Below are 14,906 nucleotides of genomic sequence, written 5' to 3'. Positions count from 1 at the left end.
TCAACCATTGGGTAATTGATCATGTTCATGCGTTTTTCCGCTGCCTTTATTCGCTTTACGGGCCTTTTCTTGGTAATTAGCATGCTTTTTTCATGCTACAATGAAGACCTGCCACCAACTCAGGAAGGCTCGCTTTGGGAAATTATAGAAGTTGATCCAGAATTTTCTTTGTTGCGGACGGCTGTAATTCGTGCTGGCTTGGATTCAGCTTTGAGAGCTGTTGGTCCGATTACATTATTTGCTCCTGATAATGCTGCCATGCAACAAACTTTGCAAGAACTGGGTGTGCCATCCATCAACTTGGTACCAATTGATTTTCTGCAAGCAGTTTTATTGTACCATTTGATTCCAGGGAGGAATTTAAGAGCACAACTTAACACTGGTCCGAGGGAAACATTTCTGCCTGGCTTTGTTTTGAATATTCGTGTGGAGGGCTCTGCGATTACCTTGAATGGGGAATACCAGGTAACTACTCCTAATCTTGATGCAAGGAATGGGGTCATGCATGTGATCGACCGAATGATGATTCCGCCTACCAATACGCTTTTAGATGTAGCTCAGGATAATGGTTATACAGCTTTTATTGCAGCAGTAGTAGCAGCAGGTTTGGAAGATCAGCTGGTACAAGGGGGACCATTTACCGTCATGGTACCTACCAATACGGCAATTAATGCATACTTGGCAGCCAATGACCTGACTATAGAGGAGTTTCTAAGTTCTCCTCAGCTCCAATCTATTATAGGCTATCATGTGATTCCGGGTCTTCTGCAATCTTCTGCTTTCCAGCGAGGACAGCGCAATACCCTGACGGATATACCTCTTTATTTTAGTCAAGCTCCAAATGGAAACTTTTTCTTGAATGGAAACAGTCGCATAGTTCGTACCAATTTGACGGCGGACAATGGCATCATCCATGAAATAGATCAAGTGCTTACAAGTCCTACACAAAATATTGCGGAAATTTTGGAGTCAAGTGCAACTGCCGCTAACGCAGAGTTCACCTTATTGCGAAGAGCAATTTTTCATGCAGGACTTTTGGAAGCTTTTCAGGGTAGGTTTGAGGATAATCTGACTGTTTTTGCTCCAACGGATGAGGCTTTTGAGACCTTATTGGAAGAGCTAAACCTGCCAACTGTGGAAGATATTCCCTTGGAGACGCTTACTTCGGTCTTGTTGTATCATGTGATAAATGAGCGCATTTTTACCCCCGATCTGCGGGAAGCATCCAGTATCTCCACCTTATTGGAAGGGGAATCAGTACTCGTTAATTTGGCAAATAACCAGATCAATGACGCTTTACTTATTCCAAACAAGCGCAATATTTTGGCTCAAAATGGTGTTATTCATGGAATAGATCAAGTGCTTATCCCAGAGTAGTATGCAATTGTCCAAGAAAAGAGTTCAATGGTTGGGGTACTGGCAGCACCTAAGTTTTTCCAAAGTATGGAACCTTAGTCAGCTCTACCTTTCTTTTCAAGTTTCCCGCTTGCTTCAAAAACCTATCATGTGGGGAAGGCCTGCAACCTTATCCATTGAGCCTACGACAAGTTGCAACCTTCGCTGCCCGGAATGCCCAAGTGGTCTGAGGAGTTTTACCCGTCCTACCGGAATGATTCACATAGATTTATTTGAGAAAATCATTCGAGAAAATCACCCCCATCTACACTATTTGCATGTTTATTTCCAAGGAGAGCCTTTTTTACATCCTCATTTTACCAAACTAATTGAAATTGCCCACACGTATCAAGTGTATACGGCAACTTCCACCAATGCCCATTATTTGACAGCAGCCAATGTAGATAAAACCTTAGATTCAGGGTTGAGGCAATTGATAGTTTCGGTGGATGGGATTACTCAGGAAATTTATGAAAACTACCGTGTAGGAGGGAAACTTGATAAAGTGGAGCAAGGAATCCGACGGTTGATTCAAACCAGAAATGAGCGGAATCTTCGCTACCCCTATGTCATTCTTCAATTTTTGGTGACTGGGGTCAATGAACATCAGATTCCTGCTTTACAAGAATGGTGTGAAAATTTGCAGGTGGACGAGTTACAGTTAAAGTCAACGCAAATTTATAATTATGAAGAAGGGTCTCCCCTTATTCCCAACAACTTGGAATATTCCCGATATTTACCAGATGGCAAAGGAAAGTGGAAATTAAAAAAACAACCCGAAAATAAATGTTGGAGAATGTGGCAAGGCTCGGTGATCACTTGGGATGGGCGTGTAGTTCCCTGCTGTTTTGACAAGGATGCTTCTCATGTTTTTGGATCTATAAAAGAAGATTCTTTGGCATCCATTTGGAGGAATACCACCTATCAGGCATTCAGAGGACAGTTGTTATCAGATCGGACACAGATAGAAATTTGCAGCAATTGTACCGAATAGACGGACAGTTGATGGACATTTCCAAGATAAAGAGGCATTTTTGACCAAGTATGCAGGCTTATCTTTATATTTACGGCTGTTTTAAGAGGTTTTTTTCGGAATTTAGCCTTAAACTGGATTCTGAAACGCTTTTTCATCAGCGTTTTGCTGAGAAAGCGACGAATCATCTGATCGATCCATAGAATTAATATGTTCATGCATTTGAATAAACTACTACTTTCCCTTTTATTTTTGATTGCGTCAAGTTTGTTTGCCCCTCAGGTTGTGCAGGCACAGTCCATGAATGATATTGCTAACATCAAGGTGGATGAATTGTCGGATGATCAGCTACAGGAACTCATTCGCAGAGCTTCTGAAGCAGGGCTTTCAGAAGCACAATTACTTCAAATGGCTAGACTACGAGGTGTTCCAGCAGGGGAATTGGAAAAATTACGCAATCGTTTAGAGCAGTTGGATGGAGCCGGATCCGTAAGAACAGGCGCAACCGCATCCAAAAGAGATCCTCGTAGACAAATGGATTTTAATGAAATTTCCCAAGGTCTATTTAAATTTCAAGAAGACATTGATGGGTTGACAGCTGAGTCGCTTTCTTCATTGATTTTTGGAATGGATTTGTTTTATAATCGAAACCGCAAATTGACTTTTGAGCCGAATATCAATCTCCCTACTCCAAAATCATACATATTGGGGCCTGGAGATATGATTTACATAGATATTTATGGGCAGTCCGAACAATATTATGAGGCTACTGTAAATCCTGATGGATTTGTTTTATTGGATAATATCGGACCCATTAATGTTTCTGGAAAAACAATTGAAGAAGCCACAGGAATAATCAGAAACCGGGTAGCTAACTTTTATACAGGTTTGAGAGGAAGCAATCCCAATACTTTTTTACAAATTACTTTGGGGAATGTCCGCACAATCAAAGTTCATTTGGTGGGTGAGTTACGATTACCGGGGACATTTACATTGAGTGCCTTTTCATCAGTTTTCAATGCGCTCTATGCTGCTGGCGGTCCTAGCGAAAATGGCACCTTCAGAAACATCAAGGTGATGCGTAATGGGAGGCAGGTTGCGGGAATAGATGTGTATGATTTTTTGGTTAATGGAAAAGCTAATTTGGATTTTCAATTGCAAGATCAGGATGTAGTTTTGGTTGAGCCTTTCCTAGCAAGAGTACAAGTAAATGGAGAAGTAAAAAGGCCAAAAATTTTTGAAATCAAAGATGGAGAAACCTTTGAGGATGTATTGAAATTTGCAGGTGGTTTTACGGATGAAGCGTATAAGGATAGAATTGCCGTTAGCAGGGTTTCAGGAAAAGAGCGTGCTGTCTCTGATATATTTTCGAATCAGTTGAACATGTTTATTGCCAAAGGTGGTGACGAATATGAAGTAGGAAGAATATTGGCCAGATATCAAAATCGCGTCCAAATCAAAGGAGCTGTTTTCAGAGAGGGAAATTTTGCACTTCAGGAAGGAATGACCTTGAAGCAATTAATTTCCTTGGCCGATGGACTCAGAGGAGATGCTTTTATTGGCAGAGCGAGTATTTTACGGACTTTTGACGACTTGAGCACAGAGGTGTTGACCGTAGATTTGCAAGGTATTATGGCTGGAAGTGCTTCTGACATTCCATTAAAAAGAGAGGATGTTATCAGGATTTCTTCCGTTTATGATTTGCAAGATGAGTTTTATGTACAGATCAATGGGGAGGTAAAAAATCCGGGCACTTATCCCTATTCCAAGCATATGAGTGTGGAAGAATTGATTTTGATGGCGGGTGGCCTGCGAGAAGCTGCAAATTTGAATGCAGTAGAAATTGCCCGTCGATCCGAGCAAACTGGCACGGGTACTTTTGCTGACTTGATCCAAGTGCAAGTTACACCTAATCTTTCCATAGCTCCGGATGGAGAAGTGCTACAACCATTTGATCGGGTGATTGTCAGAAGGAAACCCAATTTTAATTTGGATAAGGTGGTACAAGTGGAAGGTCAGGTGAATTCACCAGGATACTTCGCTGTACAGTCAGCTGAAGAGCGGATCTCTGATTTGGTGAGAAGAGCTGGAGGCCTTACGCCCTTTGCCTATGCTGAAGGCGCTACCTTAATTCGTCGAACGGAGTTTTTTGAAACAGAATCCGAGCAAATAAGAAGGAACCGTAATCTGCAGGATTTACAAGACCGATTGCTGGCAGATCCTTCTAATACAGAAGCACAGGAATTATTAATAGATCGTCTATTTAGAGATTTGGGGAATAGACCTGTGGATTTGACTGAGGGCAGTAGAGCCGCTGAATCTAAACGTGAATCCATTACTTCGATTACTGAAACCAAAGCAGATATTGCACCTATCCGAATTAGACAGACGGAAGCAGTGGCGATTGATTTGGCCGCAATCATGCGTAACCCGTATTCAGATGTAGATTTGATTTTGGAAGAAGGCGATATTTTGTCTATTCCTAAGCAATTGCAAACGGTACGTATGAGAGGAGATGTGGTATACCCTGCCACCGTAAGGTACCAAAGTGACCGTGGGGCAAGTTATTACATCAACAGGGCTGGAGGTTTTGATATTAGAGCCAATAGAAAACGAACGTATGTTGTCTATGCTAATGGTGAAGTGGCCCGAACCAAAAACTTCTTGGGTATTCGAGCCTATCCACAGGTGCGTCCAGGTGCTGAAATCATTGTACCTACCAAAGGACCACGTGTTCCCGTAAGGCCAGGTGAATTGGTTGGGATTGCTACAGGGTTAGCTACATTAGTATTGGTGGTCACTCAAATCAATCCTTGATATGGCAAGTAATAATCACTTTGTGGACGATAAAATTACCTTTCGGGAATTGATTTTACGCTTCCAGTTTTGGATAGGGTACTTCATGGGCCAATGGAAAATTCTTTTATTGGCAGGAGTAATTGGAGGCTGCTTGGGGGTGCTCGCTTCCATTATCAAGAAGCCGGTATTCCACGCAAGCACCTCTTTTGTGCTGGAAGAATCGGACATGTCTGGAATCGGTCAAATGTCTGGTTTGGCTTCTTTGGTTGGTGTAAATTTGGGTTCGTTGGGAGGCTCATCCGGGCTTTTTCAAGGGGATAATATCATGGAGTTGTACAAGTCTGACAATATGCTAGCCAAGACGCTCTTGAGCCCTTTTGATGATGAGCAGCTGCTAATTGATCGATTTATTGAATTCAATGAGTTGCAAGACAAGTGGAGAAAAAAAGTGGATCTTAGCCAGCTTGATTTTACGATACCCAGAGAGACTTTTACGATACAGCAGGATTCTGTGGTGAAGGAGGTTGCCCAATTGATTCGAAAGAAGCAGCTATCTATAGAAAAGCCTAATCGAAAGTTGACGATCATCCAGGTAAACGTATCGTCAAAGGATGAAAAGTTTGCTAAAGTCTTTAATGAGCACTTAGTAGAAAACGTCAATAGTTTTTACTTTGAAACCAAGACTAAGAAGACTGCGGAAAACCTTCAGATATTGCAAGCGCAGGCTGACTCTGTACGGAAAATTTTAGATGAAAGCTTGGTTCAATTTGCTTCCTTTTCAGATCGTGTGCCCAATGCTAATCCTTTGATGCAAACAGGTACAGTTGAAGGCCGAAAGAGACAAATTGATATTCAGGCGACCTCTGCGGTATACTCTGAAGTGGTCAAAAACCTCGAAATAGCAAAAGTTAATCATCGGAACAATTCTCCTCTGATCCAACTGGTAGATGCGGCAAGTTACCCGATTCCTAGATCGGAGTTGAAATTAAGTAAGGGCATCGTATTGGGAGGCTTGATTGCTTTGTTTTTGGTCTTCATTTTGCTGTATGTGCGTAAAATCTATGAATTGCATGTGCAACATGGATGAACCCGATAACCTATAAGCATGCTGGAGAAACTTTCTTCCTTTCCTGTAGGGTCTTATATCCGCAATAAATCCATTCAGAATTTTATTTTTCTGGTGGTGATCCAAGCATCCAATATGTTGATCTCCATCATGTCTATGCCCCTATTATTGAGGTCCATAGGTGTAGATCAATTTGGTTTGGTCAATCTGGCATTATCGGTAATCATTTTCACGAATATTATTGTTGGTTTTGGGTTTAATATCAGTGCTCCGCGTGAGATTGCTATTTTTCATGATCAATCTAAGAAATTATCGCGAATAGCCTCTCAAGTGCTGTTTACTCGTCTGGCATTGGCTGCTTTTACAGCTTTGTTCCTTTGGATTGCCGCTTATGCTTTCAACTTCTTCAGGGATTATAAAGAAATCCTGATGTTTTCTACTATTCTGCTTTTTTCTGAAGCCACCCTACCATTGTGGTTTTTTCAGGGTATGGAAAAAATGAAATTGATTTCGGTGACCAACATTTTCAGTAAGCTACTATTTTTATTTGGCATCGTATTATTTATCCATGCGCCCGAACAAGCGAAGTGGGTAAACTTTATACTCGGCTCTTCTGCGCTACTTTTGAATATTTTTTTGTTACTATACATGCGTTATGCCATGCATATCCATTTTTTCTGGCCCACAATCAAGGCTATTTGGCATTCCTTGCGGGATAATGTTTATCTTTTTCTGTCGAATATTGCTGCACATATATCTGTAAATGGAGGCTTAATCATATTAAGTTTCTTTGGAAATGACACCACCTTGGGGATGTTTAGCTTGGCTGAAAAAATCACCATGGTCCTGAGAATGTTTCCTACCTTGATCATACAGGCAATTTATCCCAATGCTTCAAAGCTCTATCAAACGGATCAGCAGGCATTTATTCGATTTGTTTCAAAAACCTATCTGATAGGAATGTCATTGGGATTGATGGTCTCTGTTGTTACGTTTATTTCTGCGGGGTTTGTTGTGGAGTTATTAGCAAAAAACCGGCTGGAAGAGTCTATCATATATCTTAAAATTTTGGCCTTTATTCCTTTTTTAGCTTCGTTAAACATAATTAATGGGGTTGTTCTTTTCGTAGCTAATCAAAAAGAGTTGCTCTTTAAAGCTTCCTGGCTAATGTGTGTGTATGTGGTTGTGGTGGCTTCATTGTTGACTGCCTACTATGGTGGTATTGGTCTTTGTTTTGCACTCTTATCCTCAGAAGTTATTATTTTCATCATATATTCTTATCTCATCTATACCCGTAATCAATCTTTAGTACATGCCTTTGCACAACGAATCTTCCGTCGCGATCATCATTCTTAATTGGAATGGATATGAGCATTCGCGGAACTGTCTAGATTCCTTGGCTAAGCTCAACTATTCTAACTATCAAATTATACTAGTGGATAATGCTTCTGAGGATCGCTCTGGATGGCGCCTGAAAGAAGAATTTCCATGGATTGTCCTACTTCAAAATGACCAGAATCTGGGATTCACAGGTGGAAATAATGTTGGCATAAGTTATGCGTTGGCAAATGGGTTTACGTATGTGATGCTTTTGAACAATGATACTTTAGTGTCATCTGATTTTTTAACACCAATGGTGAATATGTTAGACAATGATGCGACGGTTGGGATTGTGCAGCCTTTAATTTTATTGCTAGAAGATCATAAAAAGATCTGGAGTGCAGGAGGTAAGTTTAATTCTTGGCTTGGGATTTCTACGACCCGAGGAGATCGAGCGACTTTGGCCTCATACACCTTTGGCTCCCATGCTTTGGATTGGGTAACGGGATGTTGTATGTTATTGCCAAGTAAGGTTATCCAAGAGCTTGGACCTTTGCAGGCTTCCTTTTTTGCTTATTTCGAAGATGTGGACTGGTCATTGAGAATACGGAAAGCAGGTTATAAGCTCCTGTTATCCAAGGAAAGTGTCATTTACCATGAAGGAAATGCATCCTCCAAAAAAGAAAGCAAAGAAGGAACACTTAGTCCTACCGTTTTTTACCTACATACCAGAAATCAGTTGTTTTTAATTAAAAAGCATCTTTCGTATCCAGCTTTTCTACTTGCTTTCGGTTATCATTTGAGCAAGTATTTTGCTTGGATAGTGTATTTTTGTCTTAGAGGTAGATTCCAAAAAGCCAAAGCTGTTAGTAAAGGCATTAATGATGGATTGGTTTTGGATCATCACATTAATCGACCACTATGTCCTTGATTATTTTTATTCTACTGGCTATTTTGACCGTTATCCTGACTACATGGGTAATGCGAAAGATCGTATTGGAAGGGAAATATGAGTACGCTATCTTTTTTGTCTTGTATTATTTGCCTTTTTATGTGACGGGCTTAGGGATAGTGTATTTGGCCACACAGTCTATTCTAATCGTAAATATTTTTCAGTATCTGAAAGAATTGGTGCTATTCACGGCAGTATTGAGTTTCGTATGCTACCAAAAGAGTCTTTTAAATTATTCTTTTCGGTTACACAAAGTTGACATACTGTTCTTGGCGTTTACAGGCTTGGGATTTTTATATATCCTCTTGCCCTTGGGTGAAGCGAGTGCATTAGCTAAAGCTGTGTATTTTAAAAACATGCTTATGCCCTCATTAGTATATTTTCTTGCGAGAAATACAGAAGTTGACTCCATTAATATCTCGGCTTTATTTAAGGGAATATTTATTATAGCTATTCTAGCATTTGTTGTAAATGTTGGAGAGAAGATGGTAGGAACCCACCTCCAATCGCACACGGGTTTTGCACTATTTTTTCAGGAAGTGCGTGATATTGAGCCTACGGGTCACTACGATTTAGCCTGGACATTTGAGACCCAATCTACTAGCCGTCGATTGGCATCTTTTTTTGCAGATCCTTTAGAATTGGCAAGCTCAGTTTTGTTAGGCTTTTCTGCGGGATTGATTTGGTATTTGACGAGTAAGCGAGAAGATTGGACCTTATATGGGATTGTGATGGGAGCGTCTTTTGCTAGCTTATTGTTTTCTGCATCAAGAGCTGCTTTTGCTTCTTTTTTTGTGATGATTTTCTTTATTGCCGTTATTTTCCGTTTGTATCGCTTGATCTTGGTTGGTGCATTTTTGTTCTTACTCTTTGTGATATTTGTACTATTTTTTGCGACCGAAGACTTCTACTTTTTTGTTGTTGATACAATTACTTTTGAAAACACTTCTTCCGTGGGTCACTTGGTAGAGTGGTTGCTGGCGTTGGAGTCCATGGTTGCCAATCCTTTGGGTATCGGTTTAGCCATGAGTGGAAATGTGGGGGTGGTAGATGAGGAACTCCGGGTAGGTGGAGAAAATCAGTACCTGATTTATGGGGTGCAGTTGGGTTGGATTGGAATGTTTTTGTATATCTTGATCTTAGCCTATGGTATCAAAACATGCATTCAGGTGTTCCGACAGTCCGATAATGTTATGACGGCTCGTATTGCTTTTGTTGGCGCGACGGTGAAGGTGGGCCTTTTATTGCCTTTGTTCACAGCCAACGCTGAGTTGTATAGCTATGTAGCATGGATGTCTTGGTGGATGGTTGGTTATTCCGTCAATGCATTTCAACGAATCCGATATCCTAAACCTGTGGCCGCATGAAAAAAAAGGTATATGTGGATTTATTCTATTTGAATACAGCTTTGACTGGAATCAAAACCTATATGCTGGAGTTTGTAGCCTCCGTGAAGACTTATCCACATCCTAATATTGAGTTTATTTTTTCTCATGATCCTGATCAACAATCGCAAAAGAATTTTTTTCGTGGGAAGCAACCCAAATGGAAAACATTATTGTATCATGTGTACTACTTTTTATGGAAGCAAATTCTATTACCTTGGAAGGCTTGGATCTCGGGTGCTGATTGCATCATCAATTTTGATTTTGTTGGACCTGCTTTGACAAGTAAAAAAAACTTTACGGTGATCCATGATGCATTTTTTTGGCAAATGCCCCAAAATTATAGCTCTTGGTGGAGAAAGTACTTTATCCACATGATTTATGGTGGGTTGAAAAAGCAAGATGTGATAATTACAACCTCAGAAGTTGCTAAAAAAGCCATTCAAACATATACGTTGATTGGACAAATACCACATGTAATCTATCAATGTCCTAATTTATATGAAGGTAATGGTGACGAAAAAATTTTATCCCAATTTGGCTTAAAAGAAAACGGCTTCTTTTTTCACTTAGGCAGTTTTGACAAGCGTAAAAACCTTCCAATACTGATCCATGCATTTGCACAATTCTTGAGAGAAAATTCTTCAGAAATAAAATTAGTGTTAGCGGGTGAGAGAGGGTTGGGAAAAACCGTAGATGATTGGGAAACTGTGGAGGACACTATTCGATCATATGGTTTAGAAAATAAGGTGATCTTGCCTGGATTTATTTCTGATGCAGCTGCAAAAACACTCTATGAGACTGCCTTGGTCTATGTATTTCCCTCTCAAAATGAGGGATTTGGAATTCCTGTGATTGAGTCGATGCGTTTAAATACTCCAGTGCTAATTTCTTCTCAAGAAGCCTTGGTTGAAATCGCTGGAGGAGCTGCCTTGATACATCAAACAGGAAATGCTGTGGATTTAAAAGAAAAAATGGAATCTTTGTATCGCGACCCTGAACTGAGAAAGCAATTGATTGAGCTGGGTAAGGCCCGAAAAGAGGTCTTTGGCAGAAAAGCTTTTGCAGATGCCTATCATCGCTTGATACTAACCAACTAATGCTATGAGGCAGCAGCAGTGCCCCAATTGTACAACACCCCAAAAGAGTCATGAGCATTTGACAAAAGTGCACTGTGTCACCTGTGGGATTGAATGGACTTATCTTTCCGAGGATATTCAAGCAGAAGTGCTTTACGAGGATGAGGTTTATGCAGTTGTGGATAACCGTAAATCTGTCTTTGAACGCATTATTTTTTCAGAAGCAAGCAAAGTTATCCACACAGCCCAACAACTGTTAGGTCTTTCAGAAAACGTATCTGTCTTGGATTTTGGTTGTGGAAAAGGGCAGTTTTTAGCCCGAGCAAAAGAACAAGGTTGGAAAACTGTTGGGGTTGAAACTGCTCAGGCACGAGCTACTTTTGCCAAAGAAAAATACGGGATTGAAGTTATTAATGAGTATTACAAGGGAGGGAAGGTTTCAAAAGGCTCTTTTCAGGTAATTACGCTTCTACATGTCTTGGAGCATTTGCCCCAGCCTATGCAACTATTGAGTGAATTGGTTGACTCCAATCTTGAAGAAGGTGGTGTTGTTGTCATCGAGGTTCCCAATGCTGCTAGTTGGCAGGCCCAACTAGCCGGAGATGACTGGATGCATTGGGATATACCCAAGCACCTGAGTCATTGGAATGAAAACAGCTTAACTCTTGCCCTTAAAAAGATTGGATTAACTACAGCAAAGACTCAATATTACTCCCTTCACTTGGGTGTTTTGGGGATGCTGCGTGCCCTTATGGGTAAGGTTGGCTATCGCGGAAATATCATCGTAGACTTGAAGGGGAAGAAAAAGATTGGGACTTTAGTGATGGTAGCTGCATTATTACCATTGGCGTGGATATGGGAGATATTGGCAGTTGGCTTTAAAAAGGGTGGGGTTTTGAGGATGTATTTGAAAAAGGAGCATGGATAAGAAGGGGACGATTGTTTTTTTGCATAGTTCTTCGGAGCTTTATGGAGCTTCCAAGATATTAATTTTTGTATTGGAGATAGTTCGTAAAATGGGCTTTTCCACAGTGGTAGTTTTACCAGGAGATGGTCCATTAAGAGAGGAGATGGAATCGTTAGGGATGGATGTGCGGATCATGAATTTGGGCATTCTTCGTAGAAAGTATTTTTCACCATTGGGTATCATCAACCGGGGAAAACGCTTGTTGAAGGCTTATCAATTTTTGAAAGAATTGCATCAGCAAGAAGAAATTGTACTCATTTACTCCAACACCTTAGCAGTTATTATTGGGGCAATTTTTGCTCGGAAGAACAAGATCAAACACGTATGGCATATCCATGAAATCTTACCTGGGCCAGAGTTTTTGATCAAGTTTTTGGCTAGGCAATTGGACCAAAGTACCCCACATCCCTTGGTTGTATCTAAGGCAGTGGCTCAACATTGGATGCCGCATTTGAAAGTAGCGCAGCCAAAGGTTATCCACAATGGGATGGATTATCAGGAGTTTATTAACGCTGATAGGCAATTAAGGGCTCAATTCGGAGTCCAAGATCATCAGCGTATCATTACCATGGTGGGAAGAATCAATCCAGGTAAAGGGCAGCTGTTTTTTCTTCAAATGGCTCAATCTTTAGTCAAGACTTATCCACATACAATATTTTGGATGGTGGGAGACCCGTATCCAGGCTATGAACCTATTCAGGAAGAGTTACATGCTTTTATAGCGCATCATGGATTGTCCAATCATGTTGTGGACTTAGGATTTCGAAGAGATATCCCAGCAATATTGAAGGCTTCGGACATTTTTGTTCTTCCTTCTATTCTGCCAGATTCCTTTCCTACTGTAATTTTAGAAGCTATGGCAGCTGGATTACCAGTGATAGCTTCTGATTCGGGTGGAGCAAGGGAGATGGTTGTTCATAATCAAACAGGTTATATTTTTCCTATCGGAGATGAAAAAAAGGGTGTTTTGTATCTCAGCAAATTACTAGATAACCCTGATCAAGCGGTCCAAATTGGATTGGCTGGCCAAAAAAGAGTGCTTGATTCATTTTCTTACCAACAGTTTTCCACATCAATAGAAGCATTTTTATGGGAGCAGATCAATTGAAAGTAGCCATTTTAGGAGCCAAAGGCTATCCTTATGTGTATGGAGGCTATGATACCATGGTCCGGGAATTGGGAGAGCGTTTGCAAAAAAAAGGTGTTCAAGTGACCGTGTACTGTCACAGTGCATTGTTCAAAGAAAAACCAGAGATTGTCAATGGTATCCGTTTGGTTTATTTGCCGGCGATTGAAAAAAAGAGCTTGACTCAACTGACGCATTCTTTTCTCTCCATGATTCATGCCTGTTTTTCAGATGCGGATGTGATTTTTGTAGTCAATAGTGGCAACGGCCCATTTGGAGTTATTTCTAGACTTTTACGCAAACCAACAGCTATCAATGTAGATGGTTTGGAGTGGTTGAGGCCCAAATGGAAAGGTTTTGGTTCTAAATATTTCAAATGGTCCTCTCGGATGGCAACTCGCTGGTTTGATAGAATTATCAATGATTCCGATGAAATGAGGAGGGTGTACTTAGAAGAATTTCATACAGATTCCACAGTAATAGCCTACGGAGCAAATCCTTCTAAAGGTGCAGATGATTCCCTCTTAGCAAAATGGGATTTAAAACCTCAGTCTTATTTTTTGATTGTGGGAAGATTGGTGCCTGATAATAATGCCGATTTGATCATTTCAGGTTTTCTTAAATCAAATTCTCAAAGACGATTGGTAATTGTAGGAGATGTTCCTTTCCAAGACGCTTACGCCGAAGGTTTGAAAAACCTAAAAGATCCACGTTTGTTGTTTACAGGATATGTGACTGACCCAGAAGAGTTGAAGTCATTGTATCATCATTGTTATGCTTATTTTCATGGACATGAATATGGGGGCACCAACCCGGCCATGTTGAAAGCATTAGGTTATGGCTGTGCTATTTTGGCTTTGGATACGCCTTTTAATCAAGAAATGCTTCAGCAAGGAAAGCATGGGTGGTATTTTGAAAAAAATGATGAATCCGTCGCTCAAGTTGTGGATAAGTCTGAGGCAGAAGAATCTCAAATGGAGCAATTGAGACAGACTGCATACGCAGGATTGACTCAACGCTACAACTGGGATTTTGTGACAGAACAGTATTTACAGGTATTTTTAGAATTAAAACAGGAAAAAAAAGGTGCGATAAATGCAATTGCCTCAGGGTTAAAAAGTTGATAAACAAACTAAGGAAGAGGAGCTATAAATTATTTATTCAGTACTATTCGCATGTAATGGAAACTTATTGATGACCACCCATCTGCCCTCAATTCGCTTGAGTAAGGCAGCCTCTTTTACTAGAAAGGGATGATTAAATGACTGTTTTTTAATAAAGCTCCAATAATCGTCAAACTTGGGGATTTTGAGATCTTTGAAGGCGATGGTCATGTGTGGATGGAAAGATGTGTCGCTGAGCTCCAAAGGTAGCTTTAAGATAAGCTTTGAAAATGAGCCTAGCTCTTGTTGTAGTTTTTCAAGTTTTTCGGAGGGTTTTACTGCGATAAAAATGACTCTCTTGCCAAAGCGATCAAAGCCTTTAAGCCGAAGATCAAACGACTGTTTGTTTTTAAAAAAGTCCCCTAGAAGCAAAGCTAACTTGTCTTCTTTCAACTCATTCCAATTGAAGGGCATTTTAATTGTAATATGCGCCGGAGACTTGAGCGCATACTTGATTTTAAAGCTTTCCTTAAGGACTTCTTTTATTTGGGTAGCTTCTTCCTGTATGGTTCCTTCTGGGACAAGCGCAATAAAATACTTAGCGATTGATTTTGCCATTTGACACAAATATATTGGTTTTTGTAGGATGAAATGTTTTTCTTAGTGTCAACAAACAAAAATGAGTCTTCTTTTTTTGGATGTTTTTTAATTTGTAAATTGAGACTGAATTCAGAAATAACA

12 protein-coding genes are annotated in these 14,906 nt (G+C 40.3%); 11 read left to right on the top strand and 1 reads right to left on the bottom strand.

Annotated elements, in window-relative coordinates:
• Nucleotides 1-27: 27 nt before the first annotated feature.
• From ACXIUD_RS10495 to ACXIUD_RS10445, 11 genes are all read left to right on the top strand, one after another.
• Nucleotides 28-1,377, top strand: coding sequence for a fasciclin domain-containing protein (locus ACXIUD_RS10495; RefSeq protein WP_458052589.1), 1,350 nt, complete (start codon nt 28-30; stop codon nt 1,375-1,377).
• 1 nt (nt 1,378) lies between these two features.
• Entirely contained in the window at nt 1,379-2,389 is a 1,011-nt protein-coding gene (locus tag ACXIUD_RS10490; protein WP_458052588.1) for a radical SAM/SPASM domain-containing protein, read from the top strand.
• Between the two features lie 189 nt (nt 2,390-2,578).
• Complete coding sequence (locus ACXIUD_RS10485) at nt 2,579-5,185, top strand: SLBB domain-containing protein (RefSeq protein WP_458052587.1); 2,607 nt, start codon at nt 2,579-2,581, stop codon at nt 5,183-5,185.
• Nucleotide 5,186: 1 nt separating this feature from the next.
• Nucleotides 5,187-6,254, top strand: coding sequence for an exopolysaccharide biosynthesis protein (locus tag ACXIUD_RS10480; RefSeq protein WP_458052586.1), 1,068 nt, complete (start codon nt 5,187-5,189; stop codon nt 6,252-6,254).
• 18 nt (nt 6,255-6,272) lie between these two features.
• Entirely contained in the window at nt 6,273-7,589 is a 1,317-nt protein-coding gene (locus tag ACXIUD_RS10475) for an oligosaccharide flippase family protein (RefSeq protein ID WP_458052585.1), read from the top strand.
• Complete coding sequence (locus ACXIUD_RS10470) at nt 7,546-8,484, top strand: glycosyltransferase family 2 protein (RefSeq protein WP_458052584.1); 939 nt, start codon at nt 7,546-7,548, stop codon at nt 8,482-8,484. The genes ACXIUD_RS10475 and ACXIUD_RS10470 overlap by 44 nt, the downstream gene beginning before the upstream one ends.
• The gene (locus tag ACXIUD_RS10465) at nt 8,475-9,872 is read left to right on the top strand and encodes an O-antigen ligase family protein (protein WP_458052583.1); all 1,398 of its coding nucleotides are present in this window, start codon (nt 8,475-8,477) and stop codon (nt 9,870-9,872) included. Before ACXIUD_RS10470 ends, ACXIUD_RS10465 begins: the two co-directional genes overlap by 10 nt.
• A complete protein-coding gene (locus ACXIUD_RS10460) occupies nt 9,869-10,990 on the top strand; it encodes a glycosyltransferase family 4 protein (protein WP_458052582.1) in 1,122 nt (373 codons plus the stop codon). Before ACXIUD_RS10465 ends, ACXIUD_RS10460 begins: the two co-directional genes overlap by 4 nt.
• Nucleotides 10,991-10,994: 4 nt before the next feature.
• On the top strand, nt 10,995-11,897 hold the full coding sequence (locus ACXIUD_RS10455) for a class I SAM-dependent methyltransferase (RefSeq protein ID WP_458052581.1): 903 nt from the start codon (nt 10,995-10,997) through the stop codon (nt 11,895-11,897).
• Nucleotides 11,890-13,044 carry a glycosyltransferase family 4 protein gene (locus ACXIUD_RS10450; protein WP_458052580.1) on the top strand — a complete coding sequence of 385 codons (1,155 nt, stop codon included), beginning with the start codon at nt 11,890-11,892 and terminating at the stop codon, nt 13,042-13,044. The genes ACXIUD_RS10455 and ACXIUD_RS10450 overlap by 8 nt, the downstream gene beginning before the upstream one ends.
• Nucleotides 13,026-14,186, top strand: a complete 1,161-nt coding sequence (locus tag ACXIUD_RS10445) for a DUF1972 domain-containing protein (protein ID WP_458052579.1) — start codon at nt 13,026-13,028, stop codon at nt 14,184-14,186. Before ACXIUD_RS10450 ends, ACXIUD_RS10445 begins: the two co-directional genes overlap by 19 nt.
• Nucleotides 14,187-14,219: 33 nt before the next feature.
• On the opposite strand, the gene ACXIUD_RS10440 is transcribed toward ACXIUD_RS10445, so the two are convergent.
• Nucleotides 14,220-14,783: a 2'-5' RNA ligase family protein gene (locus tag ACXIUD_RS10440; RefSeq protein ID WP_458052578.1), complete on the bottom strand. Its 564-nt coding sequence runs from the start codon at nt 14,781-14,783 to the stop codon at nt 14,220-14,222.
• Nucleotides 14,784-14,906: the final 123 nt, after the last annotated feature.

Source organism: Mongoliitalea sp., assembly GCF_054166905.1.
This window is presented reverse-complemented; position numbering and strand designations above follow the sequence as displayed.